The organism is Spiribacter vilamensis, assembly GCF_004217415.1.
Classification (GTDB): Bacteria; Pseudomonadota; Gammaproteobacteria; order Nitrococcales; family Nitrococcaceae; genus Spiribacter; species Spiribacter vilamensis.
Map to the genome: position 1 here is coordinate 1,033,235 of NZ_SHLI01000001.1, position 26,415 is coordinate 1,059,649.

At 61.6% G+C, this 26,415-nt stretch carries 25 protein-coding genes and 1 tRNA gene; 5 read left to right on the forward strand and 21 right to left on the reverse strand.

Annotated elements, in window-relative coordinates; all coding sequences use genetic code 11:
* Positions 1–11 precede the first annotated feature (11 nt).
* The 3 genes from nadA to uvrB form a co-directional block, all read right to left on the reverse strand.
* Positions 12–989, reverse strand: coding sequence for a quinolinate synthase NadA (gene nadA / locus EV698_RS05145; RefSeq protein WP_207220501.1), 978 nt, complete (start codon positions 987–989; stop codon positions 12–14).
* Positions 990–1,081: 92 nt separating this feature from the next.
* Complete coding sequence (locus EV698_RS05150; RefSeq protein ID WP_130503056.1) at positions 1,082–2,068, reverse strand: NUDIX hydrolase; 987 nt, start codon at positions 2,066–2,068, stop codon at positions 1,082–1,084.
* The gene (uvrB, locus tag EV698_RS05155; protein WP_130503057.1) at positions 2,068–4,101 is read right to left on the reverse strand and encodes an excinuclease ABC subunit UvrB; all 2,034 of its coding nucleotides are present in this window, start codon (positions 4,099–4,101) and stop codon (positions 2,068–2,070) included. Before uvrB ends, EV698_RS05150 begins: the two co-directional genes overlap by 1 nt.
* Before the next feature lie 65 nt (positions 4,102–4,166).
* Here uvrB and EV698_RS05160 point away from each other — a divergent pair, with 65 nt between their 5' ends.
* The 4 genes from EV698_RS05160 (at position 4,167) to EV698_RS05175 (ending at position 6,424) form a co-directional block, all read left to right on the forward strand.
* The gene (locus tag EV698_RS05160; RefSeq protein ID WP_130503058.1) at positions 4,167–5,357 is read left to right on the forward strand and encodes a pyridoxal phosphate-dependent aminotransferase; all 1,191 of its coding nucleotides are present in this window, start codon (positions 4,167–4,169) and stop codon (positions 5,355–5,357) included.
* 75 nt (positions 5,358–5,432) lie between these two features.
* A tRNA-Asn gene (locus tag EV698_RS05165) sits at positions 5,433–5,507 on the forward strand.
* 110 nt (positions 5,508–5,617) lie between these two features.
* Positions 5,618–5,830 (forward strand): hypothetical protein, encoded by a 213-nt coding sequence (locus EV698_RS05170; RefSeq protein ID WP_130503059.1) that lies wholly within the window; start codon positions 5,618–5,620, stop codon positions 5,828–5,830.
* Positions 5,831–5,866: 36 nt separating this feature from the next.
* Positions 5,867–6,424 (forward strand): hypothetical protein, encoded by a 558-nt coding sequence (locus EV698_RS05175; protein WP_130503060.1) that lies wholly within the window; start codon positions 5,867–5,869, stop codon positions 6,422–6,424.
* A 186-nt stretch (positions 6,425–6,610) separates the two neighbouring features.
* Here EV698_RS05175 and EV698_RS05180 read toward each other — a convergent pair whose 3' ends face one another.
* The 14 genes from EV698_RS05180 to EV698_RS05245 all read right to left on the reverse strand — a co-directional run bounded on the left by EV698_RS05180 (position 6,611) and on the right by EV698_RS05245 (position 22,082).
* The gene (locus EV698_RS05180) at positions 6,611–7,060 is read right to left on the reverse strand and encodes a DUF2213 domain-containing protein (protein WP_130503061.1); all 450 of its coding nucleotides are present in this window, start codon (positions 7,058–7,060) and stop codon (positions 6,611–6,613) included.
* Positions 7,057–7,302, reverse strand: a complete 246-nt coding sequence (locus EV698_RS05185; RefSeq protein ID WP_130503062.1) for a hypothetical protein — start codon at positions 7,300–7,302, stop codon at positions 7,057–7,059. The genes EV698_RS05180 and EV698_RS05185 overlap by 4 nt, the downstream gene beginning before the upstream one ends.
* On the reverse strand, positions 7,299–7,928 hold the full coding sequence (locus EV698_RS05190; RefSeq protein ID WP_130503063.1) for a hypothetical protein: 630 nt from the start codon (positions 7,926–7,928) through the stop codon (positions 7,299–7,301). The genes EV698_RS05185 and EV698_RS05190 overlap by 4 nt, the downstream gene beginning before the upstream one ends.
* A 30-nt stretch (positions 7,929–7,958) precedes the next feature.
* A complete protein-coding gene (locus EV698_RS05195; protein ID WP_130503064.1) occupies positions 7,959–9,341 on the reverse strand; it encodes a hypothetical protein in 1,383 nt (460 codons plus the stop codon).
* Positions 9,338–9,700 (reverse strand): hypothetical protein, encoded by a 363-nt coding sequence (locus tag EV698_RS05200; RefSeq protein ID WP_130503065.1) that lies wholly within the window; start codon positions 9,698–9,700, stop codon positions 9,338–9,340. Before EV698_RS05200 ends, EV698_RS05195 begins: the two co-directional genes overlap by 4 nt.
* 410 nt (positions 9,701–10,110) lie before the next feature.
* Positions 10,111–12,876: a hypothetical protein gene (locus EV698_RS05205; protein WP_130503066.1), complete on the reverse strand. Its 2,766-nt coding sequence runs from the start codon at positions 12,874–12,876 to the stop codon at positions 10,111–10,113.
* Positions 12,877–12,878: 2 nt separating this feature from the next.
* Positions 12,879–13,085 (reverse strand): helix-turn-helix transcriptional regulator, encoded by a 207-nt coding sequence (locus tag EV698_RS05210; protein WP_130503067.1) that lies wholly within the window; start codon positions 13,083–13,085, stop codon positions 12,879–12,881.
* A 98-nt stretch (positions 13,086–13,183) separates the two neighbouring features.
* Positions 13,184–13,750: a hypothetical protein gene (locus EV698_RS05215; RefSeq protein ID WP_130503068.1), complete on the reverse strand. Its 567-nt coding sequence runs from the start codon at positions 13,748–13,750 to the stop codon at positions 13,184–13,186.
* A complete protein-coding gene (locus tag EV698_RS05220; RefSeq protein WP_130503069.1) occupies positions 13,747–15,036 on the reverse strand; it encodes a tyrosine-type recombinase/integrase in 1,290 nt (429 codons plus the stop codon). The genes EV698_RS05215 and EV698_RS05220 overlap by 4 nt, the downstream gene beginning before the upstream one ends.
* Positions 15,037–15,301: 265 nt before the next feature.
* Positions 15,302–16,384 (reverse strand): vWA domain-containing protein, encoded by a 1,083-nt coding sequence (locus tag EV698_RS05225; RefSeq protein WP_130503070.1) that lies wholly within the window; start codon positions 16,382–16,384, stop codon positions 15,302–15,304.
* Between the two features lie 274 nt (positions 16,385–16,658).
* Positions 16,659–17,873 carry a glycolate oxidase subunit GlcF gene (gene glcF, locus EV698_RS05230; protein ID WP_130503071.1) on the reverse strand — a complete coding sequence of 405 codons (1,215 nt, stop codon included), beginning with the start codon at positions 17,871–17,873 and terminating at the stop codon, positions 16,659–16,661.
* Positions 17,874–17,875: 2 nt separating this feature from the next.
* Complete coding sequence (glcE, locus tag EV698_RS05235; protein WP_130503072.1) at positions 17,876–18,958, reverse strand: glycolate oxidase subunit GlcE; 1,083 nt, start codon at positions 18,956–18,958, stop codon at positions 17,876–17,878.
* A complete protein-coding gene (locus EV698_RS05240; RefSeq protein ID WP_130503073.1) occupies positions 18,958–20,457 on the reverse strand; it encodes an FAD-linked oxidase C-terminal domain-containing protein in 1,500 nt (499 codons plus the stop codon). The genes glcE and EV698_RS05240 overlap by 1 nt, the downstream gene beginning before the upstream one ends.
* Before the next feature lie 98 nt (positions 20,458–20,555).
* Positions 20,556–22,082, reverse strand: coding sequence for a CoA-acylating methylmalonate-semialdehyde dehydrogenase (locus EV698_RS05245; RefSeq protein ID WP_130503074.1), 1,527 nt, complete (start codon positions 22,080–22,082; stop codon positions 20,556–20,558).
* A gap of 219 nt (positions 22,083–22,301) precedes the next feature.
* On the opposite strand from EV698_RS05245, the gene tpx reads away from it, so the two are divergent.
* Positions 22,302–22,811: a thiol peroxidase gene (tpx, locus tag EV698_RS05250; RefSeq protein WP_130503075.1), complete on the forward strand. Its 510-nt coding sequence runs from the start codon at positions 22,302–22,304 to the stop codon at positions 22,809–22,811.
* A gap of 15 nt (positions 22,812–22,826) precedes the next feature.
* Here tpx and EV698_RS10295 read toward each other — a convergent pair whose 3' ends face one another.
* Genes EV698_RS10295 through EV698_RS05265 form a run of 4 tightly spaced genes read right to left on the reverse strand, consistent with a single transcriptional unit; the run spans position 22,827 to position 26,365 of the window.
* A complete protein-coding gene (locus EV698_RS10295; RefSeq protein ID WP_165385730.1) occupies positions 22,827–22,991 on the reverse strand; it encodes a hypothetical protein in 165 nt (54 codons plus the stop codon).
* Positions 22,988–24,340: an amidase gene (locus EV698_RS05255; RefSeq protein ID WP_130503076.1), complete on the reverse strand. Its 1,353-nt coding sequence runs from the start codon at positions 24,338–24,340 to the stop codon at positions 22,988–22,990. Before EV698_RS05255 ends, EV698_RS10295 begins: the two co-directional genes overlap by 4 nt.
* The gene (locus EV698_RS05260) at positions 24,333–25,751 is read right to left on the reverse strand and encodes a TRAP transporter large permease (protein ID WP_130503077.1); all 1,419 of its coding nucleotides are present in this window, start codon (positions 25,749–25,751) and stop codon (positions 24,333–24,335) included. Before EV698_RS05260 ends, EV698_RS05255 begins: the two co-directional genes overlap by 8 nt.
* On the reverse strand, positions 25,748–26,365 hold the full coding sequence (locus EV698_RS05265; protein ID WP_130503078.1) for a TRAP transporter small permease subunit: 618 nt from the start codon (positions 26,363–26,365) through the stop codon (positions 25,748–25,750). Before EV698_RS05265 ends, EV698_RS05260 begins: the two co-directional genes overlap by 4 nt.
* Positions 26,366–26,415: the final 50 nt, after the last annotated feature.

Sequence of the window (26,415 nt, forward strand, 5' to 3'; positions counted from 1 at the left end):
GGCGCCCTCCTTCATCGGACTTCGAGCATCCGTGTCACCGCCTCGCGCGCCCGATCGGCGATTGCCGGCTCGATCTCCACCCGCGGCGCCATCCGCTCGAGGGACTGGCGGATCTTCGGCAGCGTAATGCGTTTCATGTGCGGGCACAGGTTGCAGGGCCGGATGAACTCCACGTCTGGTACCTCGGCGGCGACGTTATCGCTCATCGAGCATTCGGTGACCATCAGTACGCGTCGGGGCTTGCGTGTCGTGACCGCGTTGATCATCTGCGCGGTGGAACCCACCGTGTCAGCGGCCTCCAGCACATCCGGCGGGCACTCGGGATGGGCGATGACCATCAGGTCATCATGGGCCTCGCGGTACTGACGGATCTCGTCGCCGGTGAACCGCTCGTGCACCTCGCAGTGCCCCTTCCAGGAAATGATCTCGACATCGGTCTGCAGCGCGACGTAATGCGCCAGGTACTCGTCGGGCAGGAAGATCACCCGATCCACACCCAGGGACTCGACAATCGCGACGGCATTGCCGGAGGTCACGCAGATATCCGATTCGGCCTTCACCGCCGCCGACGTATTGACATAGGTGACCACCGGGACACCCGGGTAGCGCTCACGGAGGCCGCGGATATCGTCGGCGGTAATGGATTCGGCCAGCGAGCATCCCGCGGCCAGGTCGGGGATCAGCACGGTTTTCTCCGGGCAGAGCAGCTTCGAGGTTTCCGCCATGAAGTGCACTCCCGCCTGCACGATGACATCGGCATCGCTCTCGGCCGCCTTGCGCGCCAGCGCCAGGGAATCGCCGACGATATCCGCCACGCCGTGGAAGATCTCCGGCGTCTGGTAGTTATGCGCCAGGATCACCGCGTTGTGCTCGGCCTTGAGCCGGTGGATGGCGTCGATCTCGGGCTCGAGGACGGGCCACTCCATCGGTGGGATGACATCCTTCAACCGTTCCTGAGCCGCCGCCGTCTGTTCCATTACCGCTGCCACCGGGAGCTCCTTATGCTCTAACTGAGCATTAATTGCGCCTAAAGATTTTCCCTTATGCTGCGTTTGAGCATAAGCGCAGCGGCAGAGTTCAATCAACCCTGGCTGCGAGCGATTCGCCCCGTCGCTTTCACGCCAACACCGGGGGCCGGCCGCTCCAGGGTCACCGCCGGCCGGAAGCGCATCAGCCGGGCCGGCCGGCCCCCGGTCTGCGTCTCGTGCTCGCCGGTCTCTTCCACCAGCTGCTGGCGCTCGACCAGGCGCCGGAAATTCTGCTTGTGCAGGCGGGTTCCGGACAGGGCCTCCGCGGTGCGTTGCAGCTGGAGCAGCGTAAACTGCGGCGGCATCAGCTCGAACAGCAGCGGGCGGTACTTGATCTTGCCGCGCAGCCGTCCGACGGCGGTCGCGAGGATCCGCCGATGATCGGTCGCCATGGGGCGATCGGGCCGCCCGTAAACGTCCACCGGTGGCGTCAGCCCCTGGTCATGCCAGGCCTCGGAGATCAGGCGTGCGCCGTAGAGCAGCTCATAGCGCTCGAGCGAGCGCTCCTCGTCCCAGGGGGCGGCGCCGTTGGCAAAGGTGAGGCGCAGGCGTTCCGCCCGCCGTCGACGCTTTTGCACCGTCGGCGCGGCATCGACCCAGCTGCCGAGGCCGTCGAGCAGCGTGTCCACCACGGGAGGGCGCTCGGTACGCCAGTCCTCCCAGGGGAGATAGTCGTACCACGGCTGCCAGTCGGTCTCGGGGCTGGTCTGCAGGTCGGCATCGTGGACCAGGGCCAGGTAGGCGACAGACACCGGTCGCACCCCCTCGCCGGATGTCGTCTCGCCATTAAAGCGGTCACGATCCGCGAAGGTATAGAGCTGCTCCATGTAACCGAGCTTGAGCCCGGTCTGGTACTCCACCCAGCTGCGCAGCCCCGCCTGGAGGGTCCGGTGATCGGGCTGCAGGGGCCCGCACGGCAGCGTATCCGGGCCACTGGTACCGGATCGGACGGTCAGGATGCAGGGATCGCCATCGACCATGGCGACGATCACCGCCGTGAGATCGACCGTCGCCGGGCTGGCGCCCTGATTCAGCTCCATTACGCGCTGTCCCGATCCGGCTCGCCCAGGGCATGGCGCTGCAGCCGCTTGACCTCGTCGCGTAGCTTGCCGGCCTCCTCGAACTCGAGGTTGCGGGCGTGCTGGTGCATCTTCTGCTCCAGCTCCTTGATGCGCTTCACCGCCTGGGCGGTAGTCAGATCGGCGTAGGCCCGGGCCTCGTCGGCCACCTCGGCGTAGTGCTCGGCACTGTCCGGGGCGCTGGCGCCGCCGCGCTGCATGACATCGGCGATGGCCTTCTGGATGCCCTGCGGCGTGATCCCGTGTTCCTCGTTATGCGCGATCTGCTTCTCGCGCCGGCGTTCGGTCTCGCCGATGGCCTTGGTCATGGAGTCGGTCATCTGATCGGCGTAGAGGATGGCGCGGCCGTTGACGTTTCGCGCGGCGCGGCCGATCGTCTGGATGAGTGAACGCTCGGCGCGCAGGAAGCCCTCCTTGTCGGCGTCGAGGATCGCCACCAGCGAGACCTCGGGGATGTCCAGCCCCTCACGCAGCAGGTTGATGCCCACGAGCACGTCGAACGCCCCCAGCCGCAGGTCACGGATGATCTCGGTGCGCTCCACGGTATCGATGTCGGAGTGCAGGTAGCGCACGCGCACGCCGTTTTCCGACAGGTACTCGGTCAGGTCCTCGGCCATGCGCTTGGTGAGCGTGGTCACCAGCACGCGCTCGCCGATCTGGCTGCGCTCGTTGATCTCGCCGAGCACGTCGTCCACCTGCGTGCCCGCCGGACGGACCTCGATTTGCGGGTCGACCAGTCCGGTGGGCCTGACCACCTGCTCGGCCACGGCGCTGGAGTGCTGCTTTTCATACGGCCCCGGTGTTGCCGAGATGTAGACCCGCTGCGGGGCGATCGTGTCGAACTCCTCGAACTTGAGCGGTCGGTTGTCCAGCGCCGACGGCAGCCGGAAGCCGTACTCCACCAGCGTCTCCTTGCGGGCGCGGTCACCGCGGTACATGCCGCCGACCTGCGAGACGGTGACATGCGACTCGTCGACGAACAGCATCGCGTCGTCGGGGACATAGTCGAACAGGCACGGCGGCGCCTGCCCCGGCCCGCGACCGGAGAGATAGCGCGAGTAGTTCTCGATGCCGTTGCAGTAACCGAGCTCCTGCATCATCTCCAGATCGAACCGGGTGCGCTGCTCCAGGCGCTGAGCCTCCAGCAGTTTCCCGGCGTTCTGCAGCTGCTCGAGCCGCTCCCCGAGCTCGACCTTGATCTTCTCCACGGCGTTCAGAACCGTGTCGCGGGGCGTGACGTAGTGTGACTTGGGATAGACCGTCAGCTCCTGGACCCGGCGCAGCACTTCTCCGGTGAGGGGATCGAACCAGGAGAGCCCCTCGATCTCGTCGTCGAAGAGCTCGACGCGGACCGCCTCGTCCTCGGATTCGGCGGGAAAGATATCGATCACGTCGCCACGGGCCCGGTAGTTGCCACGCGAGAAGTCGTAGTCGTTACGGGCGTACTGGAGTTGTGCGAGCCGCCGGAGGATGTGGCGCTGATCGACCTGCTCGCCGACCTTCAGGTGCAGCACCATCTCCAGGTAGGCGCTGGGATCGCCCAGTCCGTAGATCGACGACACCGAGGCGACGATGATGGTGTCGCGCCGCTCCACGATGGCCTTGGTCGCCGACAGCCGCATCTGCTCGATGTGCTCATTCACCGAGGCGTCTTTCTCGATGAAGGTATCCGACGACGGCACATAGGCCTCGGGCTGGTAATAGTCGTAGTAGGAGACGAAGTACTCCACGGCGTTATTGGGGAAAAACGCCTTCATCTCGCCGTAGAGCTGCGCGGCGAGCGTCTTGTTGGGTGCGAGCACTACCGCCGGGCGCTGCTCTTTCGCGATCAGGCTCGCCATGGTGAAGGTCTTGCCCGATCCGGTAACGCCCAGCAGCGTCTGATGCGAATGCCCGGCCCGCAGGCTGTCGGCGAGCGTCTCGATCGCCGCGGGCTGGTCGCCGGCGGGCTCGAAGTCACTCTCGAGCTGGAAACGCAGTGTCTGGTCAGTCATAGCAATGCAGGCCCTGTCGTGTTTGGCGTATCATTCCGGCTAAATGACGGAAATGGAGATTACCCTTGGCTATCGAACTCTCTGAGCGTGTCGGGCGCGTCCAACCCTCCCCGACTATGGCGGTGACGGCACGGGCGGCGGAAATGCGCGCGGCCGGTCACGACATTATCGGACTGGGCGCGGGTGAACCGGATTTTGATACCCCGGAGCATATCAGCGCGGCCGCGATCCAGGCGATCCATGACGGTCAGACCCGCTACACACCGGTGGATGGAACGCCGGCGCTCAAGCAGGCAATCCAGGCCAAGTTCAAGCGCGACAACGGCCTCGAATACGACGCCAACCAGATCCTGGTCTCCACCGGCGCCAAGCAGAGCCTCTACAACCTGTTCATGGCGGTGATGAGCCCCGGCGACGAAGTCGTGATCCCGGCACCGTACTGGGTGTCCTACCCCGACATGGCCCTGCTCGCTGACGGCGTGCCGCGGATCGTCGAGGCGGATCAGTCGCAGCGCTTCAAGATCAGCGCGGAGCAGCTCGAGGCGGCGATCACCGATCGCACCCGGGTCGTCGTCCTTAATAGCCCTTCCAACCCCACTGGGACTGCGTACACCCGGGCAGAGTTCGAGGCCCTCGGCGAGGTGCTACGGCGCCATCCGGATATTCTGATTGCGAGTGACGACATCTACGAGCCGATCCTCTGGATGGACGAGCCGTTCTGCAATATCGCCATGGCCTGCCCCGACCTCGCCGAGCGCACAGTTGTGGTCAATGGAGTCTCCAAGTCCTACGCCATGACCGGATGGCGGATCGGTTATGCGGCGGGACCCGCCAACGTCATCGGCGCGATGAAAAAGATCCAGTCGCAGAGTACCTCCAATGCCAGCTCCATTTCGCAGGCGGCCTCGGTCGAGGCACTGAATGGCGATCAGGGCGTGATCGGCCCGATGGTCAAGGCCTTCCGCGAGCGGCACGACTTCGTGGTCGAACGCCTGAATGCCATGAAGGGCGTGAGCTGCATCGCCGGCGACGGGACTTTCTATGCCTATCCCGACGTCAGTGAGGCGATGGCCGCGATTGATGGTATCGACACGGACACGGCACTGGCTGAATACCTCATCAGCGAGGCCAACGTCGCCCTGGTGCCGGGTACGGCGTTCGGCCTGTCAGGGCATGCAAGGATTTCCTTCGCCACCAGCATGGAGAACCTGGAGAAGGCCATGGACCGGCTGGAGAAGGTCTTCGGGCGCGAGTAACCTGCGAATCAGGACGCCGCGCCGGTTGACGGCGCGGCGTAAAACGCTAGACTACTCATCGAGTTAATCAGCGATTCCCCGGTAGCTCAGTGGTAGAGCGAGTGACTGTTAATCACTTGGTCGGCGGTTCGAATCCGTCCCGGGGAGCCAAAAAACACTAGATAATCAGGGGGTTAAGCCGGTCGGCTTGCCCCTTTTTTATGCCCGAAAGGCGCTTGTCACCTGATTTGTAACCATTGGTGACAAAGGAGCATGGACGCATGCGGATCAGGCTCTACATCACAGCTTTGGTGCTCGTATCAATCAACGTCGCCGCGCCGAGTGCCGAGGCGACAGCACCCCACCCCTACTGCGACGAATATCAAGAGACGCTCAAAGAGGCGGCCGCGAAACGGCGACAGGACTATCCAAACTATGCGGGCAGCCTTTTCTTTCTCAATACCTCCACCGTTCGAGCCCTGCTTGTCCGGTGAATTGCCGAGGTAAAACCGCAAGGAGAGACATTAACTATGTGGAAAAAAACTAGTTTTATCCCGGTGACATTTCTAGCGCTCCAGGTCGCGAACGCCTCAGATTCTTCCAATAGTCCATTCGAAACAGCTCCCGGCGTAGTCGAATGCCAGAATACACCTTGCGGCGAGGCACTAGATCAATTTTCAATCGTCTGCAGAGAGGGCGATAGAGTCTCTACCCACTGGGAATACAAAGATGGTGAATACACTTACTTCACCGTGAATGAATCGACTGATTCCGAGAACGTTATATTCAGCGCAAGGCCTTCCAGAGTTGAGGTATCATATCGTTCCAACCCGAGCATCCCAGACGATAAAGAAAAATCTTGGGCACGAATAACGATCGGAACAAAAGGGGCAGAGGCAATTGATGATAATGCGATGGGGCAGCCGGATCTTATGACAATTCGCATTCGTTCCTCTATTGATTCCCCGGAAGATCGTTGGTCTGAAATAAACATCCTGAAACAAGAAGCATTTATTGGTCCAGACGGTTATTTAAGTTCGGTATTTAAGAACGAGAAAAATAGAGATGGTTGCTCTGCTGACTTCTAGCCTTTCCGAGTAATCAGTCCTTAAAGGAGTGCGACATGTTCTATACTAATAGGGCGTGCGCCAGTATTCTGAAAACCTCACCGGGAGCATGGCTCCCGGCCGGGACTAGCCGCCTTGCCATGCGGTGGCGCGCCTTACCACCCCCGGAGACCCCCGGAAACTAGTCTCCGGGACACCGCCTCAATCTCAACCGATTCTTACCGCCGAACCGGCCCGGCCATGTTTAACCAATGCAATATGGTTTCCAACCACGGATTCTTGCCGGTACCGGGAACCGTCAGCCCGATATTCAGCCGTGTATCCTGCACTCAACTCCCTGGTGCCTTGAGCAATCGCCCGTATGGCCTTGGCGTCCCAAACCAGCAGATCGCCCTTTAACTGCCCGGTGGCACCGTCGAACGTGACCTCGGACACCAGCCCCACGGCGTCGCGCTGAACGGCCTGTGAGTCCATTAGAGCGGGCGGGTGGTCGATGGTGACCGGTACGCCATTGAACGATTCGGCGCTGGCCTGTACGGCTACCGCTGGACGGTCAACGGTAACCATCGCATCGCCAGTCATGCCGAGTTCGCTCGCCATGTAGGTTTGCTGCCCCGTCCTGGCGAACGGCACTTTTCGGAACAGCTTTGCCTTCATCGCTGGCGACCTGCGAGGAAGTCATCGAACCCACCAGGGCGTCCGCCACCGTCGAGGAATTGGCTGTATTCCGTGGGCGGCTCCGGGCGTGTGGCCGGAGCGTCATCCATGCTTACAGCCCGCATGGCTCTACCCTTGAGGCGACGGAGTTCGTCATCCGTAAGGGTCAGTTCATCATGCTCGATGAAGCCGCGATGCACGCCCGCATCGAGGGCGCTATCAGTCATGTAAAAGGCGCTCATGCTGCGGCCTCCTCGTTGCTGTTTTCGGATAGGACGCGGGGCAGATTCGGCGCTGCGGCCTCCAGGGCGTCGAGGATGCTCTCGGCCTCCGTCAGCCGATCGTGCGCTTGTGTCTGGCGCTGATCTTCAGCGGCCACGGCTTCAGGGTCGGCGAGGATCGCCACCTGTTTGGCCTGATACGGCTCCAGGTGCGCTGTCACTGACTCCGGCCACACCATCACCCCATGCTCCAATTCGCACCGGGTCGCCATCGTCACGGCATCGGCCACCGTCGCCTTCTGCGTGGCGTTCCATCCGCTCGTGAGGGCAGGCAGGCGCGAAATAAGGATGGCGCCTTTGGTCTTGTCGGCGTCGAAAATCCACTGATCCTGGGCAAACCGCCCCAGCAGCATGGTCATCGTGGATCGGGCGGTTTCTCGGGGCGGGAACCTGCGGGTGCAGGCGTCTTGAATGATCGCCTCCCACGGCCCGGTGTCATTGTCACCGGTGGCCTCGATCAGTTCCTTACGGGCGCTGCGGGCTTCGGCGATGGCGGCATCGTAGGCGGGCTTTAAGGTGCGCTCGGCTTCGGCCAGGGCATCGTCATAACGGGCGGCGAGATTCATAGCTTTGTTTGTGGTGCGCATGGTTTATGTCTCCATCTGTCGAGGTTGCGGTTAGAGCATGTCCGCCACGGAAACCACCGGGCGGGTTGAGGTTGCGACTAGCCCCGCCACGGCATTGGCTCTATCGTCATGCCCGTTCGGCGGATGGTCGATACTGTCGCGCCCACCGCGGCTGGTACGGCGCTCTAGGGATTGAAACTGCAACGTCAACCGGTCGTCCGGTGGCAGTTCCACTTGGCCGGAATTGAGCGCGGCGAGGCAGTCTCTGTATAGGTCGGACTTAGGCTTGGCGGACGGTTCAACCTTGATTCCATGCCGGTTGAATTCATCGGATGGCCAGCTTCCGGCGTAGCGGTCGGACGTCGCTTTGCGAACCCCGTAAGACTTCAGCAACGCCGCATATTCCTCGACGATCTCGGCCGGGGTGCCTTTCCGGGCGCGGATGCAGTCCACAACCAGGACACCGTTATCCCGGTGGCCGATTGAAACGCTGAATTCATCGCCGCCGCCACCGGCGGGGTCGATAAAGGCCTGGTACGTCCGCCCGCGCATATACGGGATTTCCAACGGCCCGGAGCGGGTGGCGGCATCCAGCACCTCCCGTTGAATAAACGATTCGATGTCGGATCGAAACTGTGCGCCATACTCAGCGGCGGCACTGGAGGCGTCGCGCTCATACGCTTTATCAATAATGCGCTGCGGTAGGTTGGGGTTGAGATACCGGCTGCTCGCCTGTGCAACCAAAACCTCGTCACCGTCCTGCGCATAGTGCTGGCGGTAGTTATCCCAAAGCTCGCCTCGGCGAGCGTAGGGGCTGGACAAGGCCAGCAATGGCCCGCCAAGGGTCGCCAGACCGGGGCGCACTGCGTTAATGATTTCGAAGTCTGGATTCGCCGAATCCTCGCTCCTATAAAATGCTATTTCGTCGCATATGATGGCCGCATAGCTGAAACCCCTAGCTGTGCGGTAACTAGCCGTGCCCACCTCGATCACGGATCGGTTAGTTAGCTCTACGCTTTCTTTATCTTGCCGGTCGATCATCGCGGCGAGCATGGGGTTTGATTCCAGCAATCCGACCACATACCGCATGACGCTCCGCGCCTGCGCCCGGTCGGCGGCCATGCAGCGCACCGTTGCAACCTCCCCCGGTGCCAGCTTGTCGCGGTGGTCGCGAAAGGCGGCCTCGTAGACTGCTAACAGCGCCGCGCATTGGCTCTTACCACCGCGCCGCCCTACCACCTGCCATAACTCCGCGTGGGGTTGTGTGGGCGCTGTGCGGCCCGTCAGGGCGAACCAGTGTTCGGCCTCGGCATCGTCGAGGGGCAGTCCATAGAAGCCTGCGAGTAGCGCACGCCACGCGGCCCAACTGTCACCGCCAAACTGGCCACCAAACAGGGCGGGGTCAGTCATCACTTGGCGAATATCAACGGTCATGCCGATGCCTCCCGCTGGCGGAGATAATCGGTCAGGCTTGGCGCTTCACGCTTTTGCCGATCCAGCCCTAAACGCGAATAGATACCCTGGAGACTGTTAGCCGCCTGAATCCAGCGCGACACATCGAACGTGTGGCCTTTCGCTAATGCCTGCTCTTGTTGCGAAAGCCAGTACTCAAGCCACAAGGCGCGCTCGACTAGGCTGCGTTGCATATACGACAAACGATCAGCGCCGCCAAGGTCTGCACAAACTTCATCGAACCGCGCGCGCAATTCGCGGGCGATGCCGTATCGACCGTCTAGCGAATCCAGCCAGCCGGGGCGGTATTGATTCGGAATGTCGGTGTTTTTAGTGCTCATTTAGCGCCTAGTTTGCATTGCGATCGGTGACAAAATTGGTGACAAATTGCCGCCGTATGATCTTATTATCCCATTAAAACAGGCTTTTGCAATAGATTGGCGCGTGACCAAACATCACTTACTACTGTTTTTTGCGCTGGTCACGGGTAGGGGATATAGGGCGGTCGGTGTTTAGCGTCGGGGTTCTGGAGGGTTTGGCTTACTGGCGTTCGGCGAGATAGGCGGGGTTTTGTTATTGGGCGCGAAGGCGTCCAGACATCGACCGTGTGAGTTTTGTGAGTTTTTTGAGTTTTATTTCACCCTATGCCCTGATTTGTCACATGACACTTGACCCCCCTAGGTTGTAAGAAACTCACAAAAACTCACAAACTCACAACCCCCCCGGTGGAGGGGTCGGAGTATTTCATCGCTTAGAACGGCGGTTCCGGGTTTAACGGCACGACGCGCCATTGCTTCGCCCGTCGATACGTTCCGTCCTGCTCGATCCGGTAACCGTCGATCACCCGTCCAACGCGGCCCTCGATCCAGCGCCCCAGGCGGCGGGGGTTGATAACGCCCCGCTCCCCTGCGATTTCCTGCAACGTCTCGTCGAGCATCACAGCCTGTTCGTCACCGAACATGGCCCGCTTCGCTTCGTCGATAAGCGTTGCGGCCCGCACGGCGTCGGTGCCGTGGATGTCATGCCAGGTGGCAATCAGCGCCCGCAGCTTTTGCGTTTCCGGGTCGGCGTCGTAGTTTGCCCTTACCGCGTCGAGGGGATCGTCCAGGGTGACGGGTGCCAGAAACTCGTCGTTCATCCACACAACACACTGGCGGATCAGGGCGTCCCATCGCTCAAATGACCCCATCTCACCCGCTGCACGGCGTGGCGCTCCAGCCGCCATGAATCCTCGCAGGATCGTCAAGGCAGCAGCCCGATACTGGAGCCACCGATCGCGCACCCGTGCCACCGGGTCGAACGGGAATTGCAGGGTTTCGGGGCTTTCGACGCCATGATCCATCGTCGCCACCAGTACCCGCCGCGATAGATCACCGGCCACCCGTAGGTTGTTGCCGGTGGCGAGCATCAGGGTGCGCGTGGGCGCGTAGATTTCTTCAGAAACCCCCAACTTCCGATCCTTGAACCAGCTTGCGGTAAGAGCGGCGTTCAGCGCGTCCGATTTGATCGGCTCCGATATGTTGTCGAACATCATCGACGCTGGCCCGGCCATTAGCCCTGCCATGATCCGCTTGCGCTGTTCCTCGGCCTGATCGCTCCACGGGGATTCCACGGGTTCAGACCCGCCGAACCACGCGGTGGCCTTGGCGGCCTTGCTCTTGCCCGTCCCGGCCTTGTAAGCGTTCATCCCGAAACCCGGCGCCGTTTCGAGAATCGGGCGCTGCACGGCGGTCAGAATCGCCGCCATTTGCACCCCACGGCTCATGGCATCGACATACGGGAAATGGGCGAACGGTTCCCACACCACCTCAGCGGCGGCGCGGATTTGCTCTTCTGTCGGGTGTGACGGAATGGCTGGCCAGTCGTCCGGAGTACTAGCGTCGAGGAGTAACCCGGTCTCGGCGTCGTATCCGGGCTTGTCGAGCAATGAACCATCGGCTCGCAGGATCGGCCCGTTGATGATTCCGACAAGTTCCGGCATACCCCACCCGCCGCGATTGGCGAGCATACGGACGGACAAATCCCCCGGCGCGTCGCATGGGCGCCAGCCTTTCGCGCGGGCGTCGTAGCGTTGCCATGCTGCGACTTCCTCCAGGTGCGTCCGCAGCCACGGCGCCTGCACTCCGTAGATACCCCCGCCCGGTACGATTCTCACCAACTGCCCGCCGCGCTGGTACACTTCGCCCGCGTCAGTCACCAGGGCATCAGCCTCCCGCAGAATCCGGGGCATTTCGCCCGGTTGCGTCTTGATCGTGGCGCTGCTCCGAACCAGCGTGAACCGCTGGCCGCCGTGGGCATGGCTGTAAATAAACGGGCGCCCGCCGCTTTTGAGATTCAGCCACGCAATCCGGGCGTCGTTGCCGTACTGGGGTTCGAGCGGATCGGCGAAACGCTCGCCGTGCCACTTGTCCGGCGCGTCCATCACATCGGCCACCGTGATGGTCTCGCCGCTTGAATGGATCAGTTCAAAGTCGCCGTAAAGCCGATGATTCTGCACGGCTTCGACCAGCCGTTGCAGGGCTTCGCCTCCGTCGTCATCGGGCATGTTCGCCATACGATCCTTCACCCACTGATCGTAGGCTTCGCGCTGCTCAGGCTTTACGGCCTGGGCGGCTTCGGCCTCGATCTCTTTCAGGGTGCGTCGCTCGTCACTGGATAGATCGGGGAGCGTGACGGTGGTACTGATCGGGGCGGCGTTATCGTTGCGGGCATCAGGCGCGGGGCGGTACTGCTCCAGCGGCTCGCAACATGCCGCGCCCGCCGCGAAGTCCAGCCGCTCCGGCTGCCAAACCTCTTTATCCACGGGGCTTCGATTGAGTAGCGCCCCGGATGCGCTTACCGCGAAATAGCCGTATCCGGCCAGCCATAGGCGGCGGTGCAACGTGTCCCCGGCCCGTTTAATGTCTCGGGCATCGGCAACCAGCACATACAGCCGCAATCCCCCGCGGCCCTTAACCTGTTCGCCGGTATCCGTGCGGTATATATGCGATGTCCCGCTATCCCCTACCACGGCGGGGGCGGCGGTGATCTCCGGCCATACCTGTTCGATCATCGCCAGCAGCCCCGCCCTGTCGAGCGGCTCCGCGCCTTTCGGCGGATCATTATCAAGCATCATCCAGCCCGGCCCGGCTTTCCAGTCGAACCGATCCCGGATGCGTAGCAAGTCGCCATCCCGGGCGGCTTTACGGGATGCAACCGGCCCGGATTCAACCTTTGCCACGCCATAGGCGAGCGCTTGATTGGTGTCGAGCGTGGGGATCAGTTCGGCTAGATCAGACGGGCGGGCGCATGGGCGGCGCTCGTAGTGTCCACGCACCAGTTCACCGCCCGGGGTTTTGTCCAGGTTGCCGCTATCGTCGAGGGTGTACAGCTTCGACAGCCGATCCCGTGACGTGAACACGCTTACCAGCGCTGGCGAGCCTTTGCCGGTCGGGGTATGCTGATTCACAGGATAGGAAAAGGACTCAGCCCCGTCAGCGCCCGCCAGCGCGTCGGGGTTTTTTTTCGTTGGCTGCATGTTTAGACCCTCCCCGCCGCGCGCGGCTCGGTCTGCTCATGAGCGATGATCCAATCGGAAATAGACTCGCGCCGATAAAACACTTGCTTGCCGATTTTAATTCGCGGCGGGCCAATCCTCTGCGCGTGCCAGCGTTCAACTGTGCGCCTTGTGACGCCCATTTCCTCCGCGAACGTCTGGAGGCTGATTAAATCGTCTCGAATGGTCATAAAAAATCCCCGGATTCGTCGTGAATGTCGGGGACTATTTAATTAAACCCATCGCGATTAAGGCTGGGTATGTATTTGGCGCAATTATACCCCCAGCATCATGTCTGCCTTTTGAGCCGGGGCGTATTTTCTTTTTCGTGGCGATACAATTCTCCGCACGCAGCGGCTTCGCGGGCATCGTGTAGGTTATCGGTGAAAACGTCCTCCGCTCCCATTTGCGCGAATTTCTGCAACGCGTCCTCCCGGTCTAGTCCGTCGCGCTTCGCTTTTGCTCCGATTTCTCGCGCGCGCAACCAATAATTCCCGCCGTTATGGTTTTTCCAGTACTCATTAACCGTATGCTCCGAGAATGGAAAAAAGCGCGGGGCTATTTCTGCCACGCTGATTCGCGGCGCTTTTCCGGTGTCGGATCGGGCGGTGATTCCATACCCCACCGCCATATGCATGAACACGATTAACCGCAGCCGCGTTTGACGCGCTCTTACATCCTGCGGCGCACCCCTACCCTGCAACGCGGTGGCAATAATCTCTCGCGCTTCGGAACACTCCAAAACTTCCGTGATCCCCGCTCGCACCATTGCAATGAGCGGTTTCGGATCTCCGTCGCGATAGTCGGCGACCGCTGCCTCGACAATCTCGGCTGCTGTACCGATCTGCGCGCTCATGTCCGCGCCTCCGCAATCGACACCACGTTATCGTCGGCCGACTCGCCGCTAGTGATCCGCAGCAAACGGCGCTCCCATGCCTCAAGGGCGGCGCGCTTCTCGTGGTCGTACTGGTGTTGGTTATAAACGGCGACGATGCCCTGATCCGCGTGGCCGATAACCCGCTCGGCGATTTCCTGCGGGTAGCCGCAGGCGGTGACTTCGGTGCGCGCGGTACGGCGTAAATCGTGCGGCGTCCAGTGCCCCCACGTCGGCGCGTCCCGATTGCCGAGCGGTTCGGCGAAACGGTGGACGGCTTTACTCAACGCGGACACAGAAACCGGCGCATGGGGACGGGCTTCAAACACATAGCCGGACGGTTCGCCGCGACGGCGTTCATACAGCCGGGCCACCTCGTTGCGCGCGGTGTCGATGATCTCCAACGCCAACGGGGTGAGCGGGACGCGGTGCGCGGTTTCAGTTTTCCGACGCCGCTCTGCGGGGATCGTCCACACGTCGCCGCTGATTTCGTCGTGGTGCATCCCCGCAACTTCTCCGGGACGCTGGCCGGTTAGTAAGACCATTTTCAACGCCAGCGCGGTCAGCCGGTGGATACCGCAGTCCTCGGCACCAGACCAGAACGCCGCCACCTCGTCGTGATCGAGCACCCGCCGACGCTGGCGGGTCTTGAGCGCATCTTTGCGCCCCTGCGCCTTTACGTTTTTCGGTTTGATGCTGGCGGCGGGGCTGGCGTCGATGTATTCCCGATCAACACACCAGTCGAAAAAACCCTTCGAATAGGCCAGCAAATGACGGGCGGCAGTCGGTGTCTGCTCGGCTTTGTCCTCGATCATGTCGAGCACATCACGGCGACGAACGTCACGCACCTTGAGCGCGCCAAGGGCGGGCACCATGTCCCGTTCGAAATAACGCGTTATCGGTTTTTCGCTCACCAGCCCGGTGACGTGCTTGCGGATGTAGTCGGCCACGGCATCGGCCACCGTCGGGTCAGCGCGGCGACGGCGCTTTTCTTCGAGTGGATCAATACCGGAGTCGATCTGCTGGCGGATGCCACGCGCTTCATCGCGTGCCGCCTCCAGGCTCCAATCAGGCCACGCACCGATGGTCTTTCGGCGCTGTTTGCCCTCCGACGTGTATTTGAGGATGAACGCCTTGCCGCCCGCCCCCGTGATCCGCAACCCGAATCCTCGGGGCGCGTCCCGGTGGTCGTCGAACAACAACCTTTGCCCTTTCTCCGGCGGCTCCGCCCTCGCGATGTTACCGCCCTTCCCGTCTGTAAACTTCATGCCGCTGCCTCGATTTGTCACCGGATTTGTCACCAGATGAACGTGTATCGTCTGACAGGCAATGTCGCATATCGTCACTTACCATGCAACGTATAGCGCACTAAATACAGGGGTTTATATGATCGGAGCGGCGAGATTTGTCACTAATCAGGGGGTTATGAAAACCCCCTTCCGGTAACTGTTAATCACTTGGTCGGCGGTTCGAATCCGTCCCGGGGAGCCATCAAACCGCCGCTGCATCCTCGCTACCAACCCTTATCGAGTCTCACGATGCCTGCTTCATGCGGCGTCGCCCCGCCAGCGTTCCGAACAAACCTCCAACGAGCAACGCAAGCGCTCCCGGTGCCGGTACAGGGGTGGGCCCACCATCGGCAACACCGATAAGATCCAGCTCCGCTATCGCAGTCGAACCATCGGTACCGAACGCCTGGGCAATGAATATGTTGGAGCCCAGTCCCAGCGAATAGCCAGGTGAAGTAAAGCCCCCGATCGCATCGGTTGCCACATCACCCTGGATAGTCCCGTCAGGCAGGGTAATGTCCACTCGTTCAAGGCCGACCAGGTTGCCGGTTGTGCCCGAGAAGATATCGAGAAGCGCCTGCAAATCGGTCCCATCCGTGAACGTACCATTATCATCGGAGTTTCCAACGATACCGTCGGGGCCATCCGCGAGGTCCTGCATCGTGCCGACGTTGGCGCCCGGCAATGCGACGGAATTCACCGAAATACCGTTGCTGTTCGCGATATCCGCCTCGGCCGGACCGGATTGCGACTCGCCATCGGAGAACACGACCATTTGCTGACTGCGCCCGACCGTGGCATCCACACCGGTCAGAATCGCCTCCGCCTCTGTTATTCCGTCGCCGATGTCGGTCAAACCAGACGCATCGACTGAATCAATAGCCGAATTAATGAGGCTAATGTTTCCGGGAGAACTCAGTGGTGTGAGCGACTGCACCGTGGACGCAGAAGAATCAAATTCCACGATACCAACCGAGGTGTTGGTGGTCGGGAGTCCGCTTACCAGATCCCTGGCGAACTGCTGCTGCCATTCTCTACGGGTTTGCGTCGTATTACCCACGGTCTCGAAAGCGCCCATGCTGCCCGACGAATCCATAACGATTCCCAGATCCAGGCCGCTGCCTCCACTCCCCGTACCGCTTGCGATCCCTGTGGGGCTGACGGTGGTCCCGACCGGGAACATGGTCAGGTTCGCCGGCGAGGTCCAGGAGACGCTGGTGGCGGCCTGTGCCGATGCCGCCAGGCCCAGGGCCCCGACACCCGCCAGGGCACCGACCAGTAGCCAGTGCCGGGATGCAAAACCTTCGTATTGCGCCTTGTGTTTCATGATTTGCCCTCTGCTAATGCGCTGTTGTAACCCGTACGCCGTGATTTTCGATCACGCGCACTGATTAGCTAGCAAGAAAGGGGCCAATCTTTAGAATATTCTTTAAATCAGCAGTTTATGTATTTATTGCCACCGCTGAAGAGGCGATGATGTAAGAATTACCGACGCCCCGATGACGGCACCCCCGCCCAGGGGCGACTGGAAGAATATTGATGCTCTCGATCTGCAGGCTATAGAGGGAGCTCTCTGGTGTGGCACTGCCCGACCTCGCGTCTCAGGCGACCTTGATAAGCTCCAGCCAATGCCGCACCGGAATCTCCGAGGCTTCATCCAGATGCGCGAGGCAGCCGATATTAGCGGTGGCGATGATCTCGGGAGATCCGGTATTGAGATTGTCCAGCTTTTGCGTGCGTAGCTGATCCGCCATTTCCGGCTGCAGGACCGAGTAGGTCCCGGCGGAACCACAGCAGATATGAGCATCCGGCACCGGCGCCATGTCAAAGCCGATGCGCGCCATAAGGGCATCCACCCGGCCATTGAGCTTCTGGGCGTGCTGGAGTGTACAAGGCGTCTGGAACGCCACCCGGCGCGGCGCATTGTCCGCCGGCGCCAGTTGATCAGCGTGGCGCTCCAGCATCTCGATTGGATCGATGGCGAGCTCTGCGACTCGCGCCGCCTTCTCGGCATAGACCGGATCGTCGGCAAGGAGGTGGCTGTAGTCCTTGACCTGGGCGCCGCAGCCACTGGCATTGACTACGATCGCCTCGGCCCCGGCTTCGATATGCGGCCACCAGGCGTCGATATTCAACCGGATACGCTCTAGCGCCGCTTCGCTCGCCCCCAGGTGCTGGTCGATCGCTCCACAGCAGCTGACCTGCGTCGTCCTTTTGACGCCGATACCCAGATCATCCATCAGCCGAGCCGTCTGCGGGTTGATAGGCGGCTCCAGTGCCGGCTGGACACAGCCCTCGAGCATGAGCACAAACCGGGTATGGGTTGAATTCGCCGGCCACGGAGGCGCCAAACGGCGGGGACGGATTTTTTTACGCAGCGGTTGGGGGACCAGCGGCCGGGTCAGACGACCCATCGCGAGCAAGGCGCCGAAAAGCCGTGGCCGGGGCAGAACAGTGCGCAGTCCGGTGCGCAGCCATCGCTGCATTCCGTGTCGCGGCACCTGCTCTTCGACGATCTGACGTCCCAGTTCCGCGAGGCGACCATACTCGACACCGGAGGGGCAGGTCGTCTCGCAGGCCCGGCAGGTCAAGCAACGATCCAGGTGCAGCTGGACGCTCTCGGTGGGCGCCTCGCCCTCGAGGACCTGCTTGATCTGATAAATCCGACCGCGGGGACTATCCAGTTCGTCGCCCAACAGGCGATAAGTCGGACAATTAGCAAGACAGAATCCGCAATGCGTGCATTTGCGCAAAATATCATCCGCTTCCTGGCCGGCGGCGGTATCTTTAATGAAGTCAACCAGATTCGTCTGCATGTTCAGCCCATCTCCACGTCGGAATAGAGTCGACCGGGGTTGAGGATACCCTGGGGATCAAAGGCCCTTTTGATGCTCCGATGCAGGCGGCTCTGGACGGGATCAAGGGCCGGAAAGGCGTCGACGCCCTCGATTCGTCCGCGGAACAGGGTTGCGCTACCGCCCTGGGCGGCGGCCTGGGCACGAAGGGCCTCCGGGTCAGGTTGGCTCCGCAGCCAGAGTTGTTGACCGGACCAATCGATAAAAACGTGGTCGCCGAACGATGTCGGGGCCGAGGCCGGCGGCAGGGAAACCCGCCAGAGGGGCGCCTCGCCCTCGGCAAAAAATGCGTGGCTATGGTCACGAATGGATTGCCAGAGCGCATCCGCGACTGCCGGTTCCAGCGCCTCACCCTCAATGGCCGCCATCGCGTCATCGACCGCCGAGGTCGTGCCTTCGAAACGTGCGTATAACGCTCCGCCATCATGAACCATCCCGCTCAGGGGACGGCCGTTCCGCAGCCACTCCTCGCTCAGGTCATGACATTGGGCAGGCTCGGCCCGAAGCTGCAATGTTGCCCGGGCTGCCGGTGATGGAAGAACCTTGAGCGAGACCTCGGTGATAACACCGAGTGTCCCCAGGGCACCGGTATTCAGCCGCGCGACATCGTACCCTGCGACGTTTTTCATGACCTCGCCGCCGAACCGCATTAACTCGCCACGCCCATTGATCAACCGCAGGCCCAGCACCATGTCGCGAACCGCACCCCCATAGGGACGCCGGGGCCCGGCGAGTCCCGCCGCGACCGCGCCGCCCAGCGTGGCGCCACCGTCGAAGTGAGGTGGCTCGAAGGCCAGACGCTGTCCCTCGGCGTTCAGCGCGTCCTCGATCTCGGCGATCGGCGTGCCCGCGCGCGCCGTCAGCACAAGTTCGGTGGGCTCGTAGGTGATAATCCCGCGATGCCCGCTGACATCCAGCACCCTGCCTTGCACAGGATTGCCGTAGAACTGCTTACTTCCCCCGCCGATGATCGACAAGGCTTCGCCCTGCTCGGCCGCGGCCACCACCTGCCCGCGAAGCTCTTCAGTCTGGTTGGTTCCCGCCATTAAAGCCTTTCCAGCTCGGGATGAGGCAGCTCGCCGTTGTGCACGTGCAGATGGCCGAACTCGGCACACCGATTCAGTGTGGGGATGGCTTTACCCGGATTGAGCAGACCCTTTTCGTCGAAGGCCGCCTTGATACCGTGGAATTGCTCGATCTCGGCGCTGGCGAATTGCACGCACATCTCGTTGATTTTCTCGACACCGACGCCATGCTCGCCGGTTACCGTACCGCCAACTTCGACGCAAAGCTGCAGGATAGCGCTACCTACCCGCTCAGCCGCCTCGAGCTGGCCGGGCTGGTTACCGTCAAAGAGAATCAACGGGTGGAGATTCCCGTCGCCGGCATGGAAGACGTTGACCGTCTCCAGCGCCTGCGCCGCGCTGATTTCGCTGATGCGTTGCAGGACATACGCGAGCTGCTTGCGGGGGATCGTGCCGTCCATGCAGTAATAATCCGGCGAGATGCGACCGACGGCAGGGAACGCCGCCTTGCGTCCGGCCCAGAAGCGGGCCTTTTCCTGATCATCTGCCGCCAGCTGGATACGGGTGGCGCCATGGTCCCGCAGGCATTCATCAACGGCCTTTATCTGGTCGGCGACTTCTGCCTCGCTACCGTCGAGCTCGCAAATGAGAATCGCGGCGGCGTCGGTGTCATAACCGGCGTGAACGAAATCTTCAGCCGCCTGGATTGCCGCGCCATCCATCATCTCCAGCCCGCCCGGGATAATCCCTCGGGCAATCAACCCGGCAACAGCTTGGCCACCGGATCCGACATCCGCAAACGACGCCATTAGCACTTGCTTGGTCAGGGGGTTGGGCAGCAGCTTGACGGTCACCTCGACGATGACCCCCAGCATGCCCTCGGAACCATGCATCAGCGCGAGTAGGTCAAGTCCCGGGCTATCCAGCGCCTCGGACCCGATGGTCGTGATCTCGCCTTCCATGGTGATGACCTTGAGCGCGAGGACATTGTGGACGGTCAGGCCGTATTTCAGGCAGTGAACGCCGCCGGCGTTCTCGCCGACGTTGCCACCGATCGAGCAGGCAATCTGCGATGAAGGATCCGGTGCGTAATAAAGCCCGTAGGGAGCGGCCGCCTCTGTAATTGTCAGGTTGCGGACTCCCGGCTCGACGCGGGCAATTCGCCGATGACGGTCGATTTCACGGATCCGGTTGAATTTGCCCATGGCCAGGAGCACGCCCTGGGGGTGCGGGAGAGACCCACCGGAGAGGCTCGTCCCGGAGCCCCGGGTCACCACCGGGACGCCTGCGTCATAACAGAGCCGCAGCACGGTCTGAACCTGTTCAACGGTCTCCGGGACAACCACGAGACGGGGCAGTTGTTTATAGGGAGCAAGGCCATCGCATTCATAGGCGCGCAGCCCTTGCTCATGAACGATCAACCCCTGGTCCGGCAGAACCTGCCGGAGCGACTCGATGAGCGGATCAATATCCACATCGAAGCGCAAATCTTCCGCGCGGAACAATGCATTGGCCGGCATTATGCTTCTCTCCTCACTCGTTCTTTCGAATATATCTCAGGAGGTCGTGGCGTCAAACCTACTCGAATGGAGGCAGCCAGTGGCGTCCACGGCCGGCATCACTCCATGGTCGGCATGTTGAAGGCCGAACCCGCACGCACTCCCTTCGGCCAGCGCGCGGTTACCGTTTTCATCTGCGTGTAGAAACGGATGCCATCCGGCCCGTGCATATGCAGCGGGCCGAACAGTGATCGCTTCCAGCCGCCGAAACTGTGAAAGGCCATGGGCACTGGAATCGGGACGTTCACACCCACCATGCCGGCCTGTACGTCACTGGTGAATTGCCGGGCGGCGTCGCCATCGCGGGTAAAAATGGCCGTGCCGTTGCCGAATTCGTTCTCATTGACCAACGCCACTGCCGACTCATAGTCCGGCACACGGACGACACATAGCACTGGCCCGAAAATTTCGTCCGTGTAAATACGCATATCCGTTTTGACGTGATCGAAGAGCGTACCGCCCAGGAAGTAGCCATCTTCCCCCCGGAATTCCCGCTGACGGCCATCCACCACCATGGTCGCGCCCTCTTGCTCGCCGAGATCCACGTAGCGATGCACGTTGTCCCGATGCTCGCGGGTCACGAGTGGCCCCATCTCCAGACCCTTCTCGGCCAGACCATCGCCGATCTTCAAGGTCTGGACGCGCGGTTTGAGATGATCCACCAGGCGGTCGCCGATCGCGTCGCCGACCACCACGGCGACGGAGATCGCCATGCAGCGCTCGCCTGCAGAACCATAGGCAGCGCCCAGAAGGGCCTCCACGGCTCCTTCCAGATCGGCATCGGGCATGATGACCATATGATTCTTGGCGCCGCCCAGCGCCTGCACGCGCTTGCCGTGGGCGCTCCCCGTCGAGTAGACGTGCTCGGCAATCGGCGTGGAGCCCACAAAACTGATTGCCGAGACATCCGGATCCGTCAGCAGGGTATCAACGGCTTCCTTGTCCCCGTTAACGACGTTCAGCACGCCGTTCGGCGCACCGGCTTCCGTCATGAGCTCCGCGAGGTACATGGGCACCGACGGATCCTTTTCGGAGGGCTTGAGCACGAACGTGTTGCCGCACACCAGAGCCACCGGGAACATCCACATGGGGACCATGGCCGGGAAGTTGAACGGAGTAATGCCGGCACATACCCCGACGGGCTGCATCATGCTGTAACTGTCGACGCCGTTACCCACGTTGAGCGAATGCTCACCCTTGAGCAGGTGCGGCGCGCCGCAGGCGAACTCGACAATCTCGAGACCACGAGTGAGCTCGCCGCGTGCGTCCTCGATCACCTTGCCGTGCTCCCGGGTGATCAGCTGGGCGATCTCCTCGAAATGCGCCTCGATGAGCGCCTTGTAGCGGAACATGACCCGGGCACGATTGAGCGGTGTCATCGCGGACCACGTTGGCAGGGCTTCGCTGGCTGCCTGGATTGCCCGCCGGGTCATCGCGGTGTCAGCCAGAGCCAGGTGCGCGCTAACTGCGCCCTTCGCCGGATCATGAACCGCCAGGCTGCGACCGCCATCCTGCTGCAGGGTGGTGCCATTGATGTAATGATGGATTTGCGGCACGGATTCTGTCGCAGTACGAACTTCGGACATGGTTTTCTCCTCCTGCCGGGCAGTGACAGTGGTTGTCATTCCTGCTCGGCTCAATAACTTTATTGTTAGGCGGTAGTGTATCCGGCACCGACGTGTATGTGGCGAGGCAGGACGATATGGGCTGCCGCTTATGACTCTTCCCGGTTATTATTGACCCCATCCCGACACTGCCTAGAGCTTGCAGCCTTACTCACCACATTGAAGAACCGGGAGGGAGCCATGACGACCGTCACGCGCCTCGGCGAAACCATTCACCTGAGCGGCGAACTCCCGCGTATCGGTACGATCGCCCCGGATTTCTGCCTCACTCGCACGGATCTCAGCGATGCGACGCTCGCCGATTACGCAGGCAAACGCAAGGTGCTCAGCATCGTACCCAGTCTCGATACCCCGACCTGCGCCATGTCCGCCCGGCAGTTCAATGTTCGCGCCGCGGCCCTCGCAGATACCGTCGTCCTCAACATCTCGGCGGATCTGCCGTTCGCCGCCGCCCGGTTTTGCGAGACCGAGGGTATCGAGGGTGTCGAGGCGCTTTCCATGATGCGCGACCACCGTTTTGCCACCGATTACGGAGTGCTCCAGCTCGACGGTCCCATGGCGGGGCTGGCCGCTCGTGCCGTGCTGGTGCTGGACCGGAACAACCTTGTAATCCACACCGAGCTGGTCCCGGAGATTCGCCAGGAAGCGGATTATACGGCCGCCCTGGCGGCCCTCGAGACAATCGAGTAGCAGCCGGCCATCCGGCTACTTTCTCTGCGAGGCGAGATTTCGCCAGACATCATAGCTTGCAAGCAGCGCACAGCCGGTCACCACGATAATGAGCTCGATGTGCGGAACAAAAATCGGCACCACGACAAGAAAGGCGAAGAGCATAAGCAGGCTGATAATGGCCATGACCCGATCAATCATCCCGACTCCTCCACTTTGGAAGCGCACAGGCGCGTCAGCCAGCGCGCGGTTCGCAGAAGCTTCGCATCCTGCCCGTATGGACCGATCAGCTGAACGCCGATAGGTAGTCCGTTCTCTCCCGCCAGCAGGGGAAGCGTCACCGCGGGTAGTCCGCAAAAGGTCCACAGCGTCGAGAAAATCGGGTCTCCGGTAGAGTTGAGATCACGCGGCGCCTCGCCAGGTGCGGCCGGAGTCAGAATAGCGTCAAAGCGCTCGAAAAGCGGTTCGAGCGAGTCGCGCATGATCGCCTGCATATCCCGGGCCGCCAGATAATCCACCGCATGAATCGACCGGCCCTGCTCGACAAGGGCCTGGAAGGCGGCGCTGACGGGATCGGCATCGGCATAGTGACCGAGATTGCGTGCCATCTCCGCGGCCATCACCGTCGCCAGCCAGCCTGCCCCCCGGCCGAACACCTCCGGCAGTTCGGCGGCTGTGCCATGCACACCCAGGACCTCGAGCAGCTCGGCAAAGCCATCCCGGGTATCCGCATCAGTGCGATCCCAGAAAGGCGTCTCGACCATGGCAAGGTCAGGCGCCAGCGGCGGCTCCGAGAGCGTCGTTGTGAGTAATGGCCCGGGGTTCAGGCGATAATCCGGGTCGCGATCATCCGGGCCCATCAACTCGCCAGCGAGGGCAACGTCTTCGACGCGGCGGGCAAAGAAACCAACCTGATCCAGACTCGGCGCCGCACGCAGAATCCCGGTCCGCGGCACCGTACCGTAGCTGGGTTTATAGCCGACCACGCCGCAGAAAGACGCAGGCCGAATCACCGAGCCGTTGGTCTGCGTACCCACCGCGAACGGCACCATGCCGGCAGCCACCGCTGCCGCCGAGCCACTCGACGAGCCGCCCGGGGTGCGCTCGGGGTCATGCGGATTCCGGGTAGCCCCCGGATGGAAGTAGGCGAGCTCCGTGGTGACCGTCTTGCCGACGATAACCGCACCGGCGTCGCGCAGGCGTCGGACGATGCTGGCATCTTCCGTCGGCCGGTTATCCGCGTCTCGGGGTATCCCGTTGCCGGTCGCGAACCCCTGGACATCGATAATGTCCTTTAACCCGACCGGTATGCCATGCATCGCCGACAATGGCAGCCCGTCAGCACGCCGTCGATCACGCGCACGAGCCTCGAAAACGGCCCGACGCCGGTCGGTCTGGGCCCACGCATGGATTTGCGGATCGACCGCTTCGATCCGGTCAAGGCACGCCTCGGTAAGCGCCTGCGCAGAAAGCGCCCCCTCGCTCATCAATTCGAGCGCCTCACTGGCCGACAGATCGGCGGGTTCTCCCATCGCGATACGTTTAGCCATAGATCGTATCCGGTAGCCAGTAGACAAGCTGCGGGAAGTTGTAGAGCAACACCATTGCCACCAGCACGAATAGCAGAAATGGCATACAGCCTTTAAATATCTGCACTAATTGCACCGATGGCGGTGCGATCCCCTTCAGATAATAGGCTGACATCGCCATTGGTGGCGTGAGGAACGACGTTTGGAGATTGAGCGCCACCAGGATGCCGAAAAACAGCGGATCAACACCGAAAATCTCCAGCAGCGGCAGAAAGATAGGCACGAAGATGATAATGATCTCCGACCACTCCAACGGCCAGCCGAGCAGGAAGATGATGAGCTGCGCCAGGATCAGGAAGGTTAGCGTGTTCAGATTAAGCCCGGTGACGAACTCGGTGATCAGCTGCTCGCCACCGAGATACGAGAACACCGAGGAGAACGTCCACGAGCCAACGAAAAGCCAGCACACCATGGCGGTGGTCTTGAGCGTGAGATAGACCGACTCGCGCAGCCTCTCCCAGGTCAGTGCACGGTACACGGCAGCTAGCAGCAGGCCTCCAAGAGCGCCGATCGAGGCCGCCTCGGTCGGCGTTGCCAAGCCAAACAGAATCGACCCCAGCACCGCCAGGATCAGTACCGCGAGCGGCACGAACGAGGTCACGATCATGACCAGCAGCTTGCCCAGAGGAACGTCGCCGACCTCGTCATTGGTTGGTTTAGGCGCCGCCGAAGGCTGCACGATGCTGCGTATGACGATATAGGCGATATACAGTCCCGCTAGCAGCAACCCCGGCAAGAGCGCGCCGGCATAGAGTCGAACGATGGACGTCCCGGTCGCCGCTGCGTAGACAATCAGCATGATCGAGGGCGGAATCAGGATGCCCAGCGTGCCGCCGGCGCAGATTACGCCCGAGGCGAATGACTGGTCGTAGCGTGCATTGAGCATTGCCGGCAGGGCCAGCAGTCCCATCAGCGTGACCACTGCACCGACGATACCGGTCGCGGTGGCGAAGAGCGTACAGGTGATCAGCGCAGCTACGCCCATTGCCCCCGGAACACGGCGCGCAGCGATATAGAGCGTCGAGAACAGCCGCTCGACAATATTCGAGCGCTCAACGATATAGCCCATGAACAGGAAGAGCGGTACCGCGGTCAGGACCTCGTTGGCCATGACCGAGTAGGTCTGGTTCACGAACAAATCGAAGATACGGTTATTCACGAACCCTTCGATGTAGGCCTGCCAGACCTGCCAGCCCTGCTCGCCCTGCTCCACCAGACGTTCATAGCCGCGCCACATGCGACCTGCGTCGAAATAGGCGAAATACCCAAAGCCGATGCCCAGCGCCATCAGCGTGAAGGCGATCGGGAAGCCCAGGAAGATGCAGAGGATGAAAACCGCCAGCATCATAATCCCGATTTGGGGATCGGTCATCGCTCAGTCCTCCCCAGGCTCAACGGGCTCGCCGGTGACTCGTCCACGTAGTCCTTGCCACCACTCTCAAGCAGCTGATCCTCGAGCTCGGCGACATCGCGCACATCGGCCGGCCACTCACCCGAACGAAGGCAGACAAGACAGCGGCAGACCTGCGCGACCCCTTGAATGAGCAATAGCACGCCGCCGACGACCAATATCGTCTTGAAGTGGAAAATGGGCACACCGGCCGGTGAGAAATTACTCGTCTCCATGTAGCGCCACGAGCGCCCGGCATACTTCCAGCCGGCGAACACCAGAGCGAGCACTCCGGGAAGGAAAAAGATGAAATACAGTACGAGCTCGACCGTCGCCTGTATCCGCGGTCTCCAGAGACGATAGAGAAAGTCTCCGCGCACATGGGCGTTACGGGAGAGCGTGTAGGCACCGCCCATCATGAACAGCGTGCCGTAGAGGATGTAGGACATGTCATAGGCCCAGGCCGTCGGCGCGCTGAACACGTAGCGCGCCACCACCTCGTAGCCCATGCCGAAGGCCATTAGCAGAATGAGCCAGGCGAAACTGCGCCCGACCCACGTCGTGAACCGATCGATCGTGTGGATGACCTGAAGCATGGATCACTCTCAATCCCGGCGATAGAAACAGAACTGCCCCGGCCCCTCGA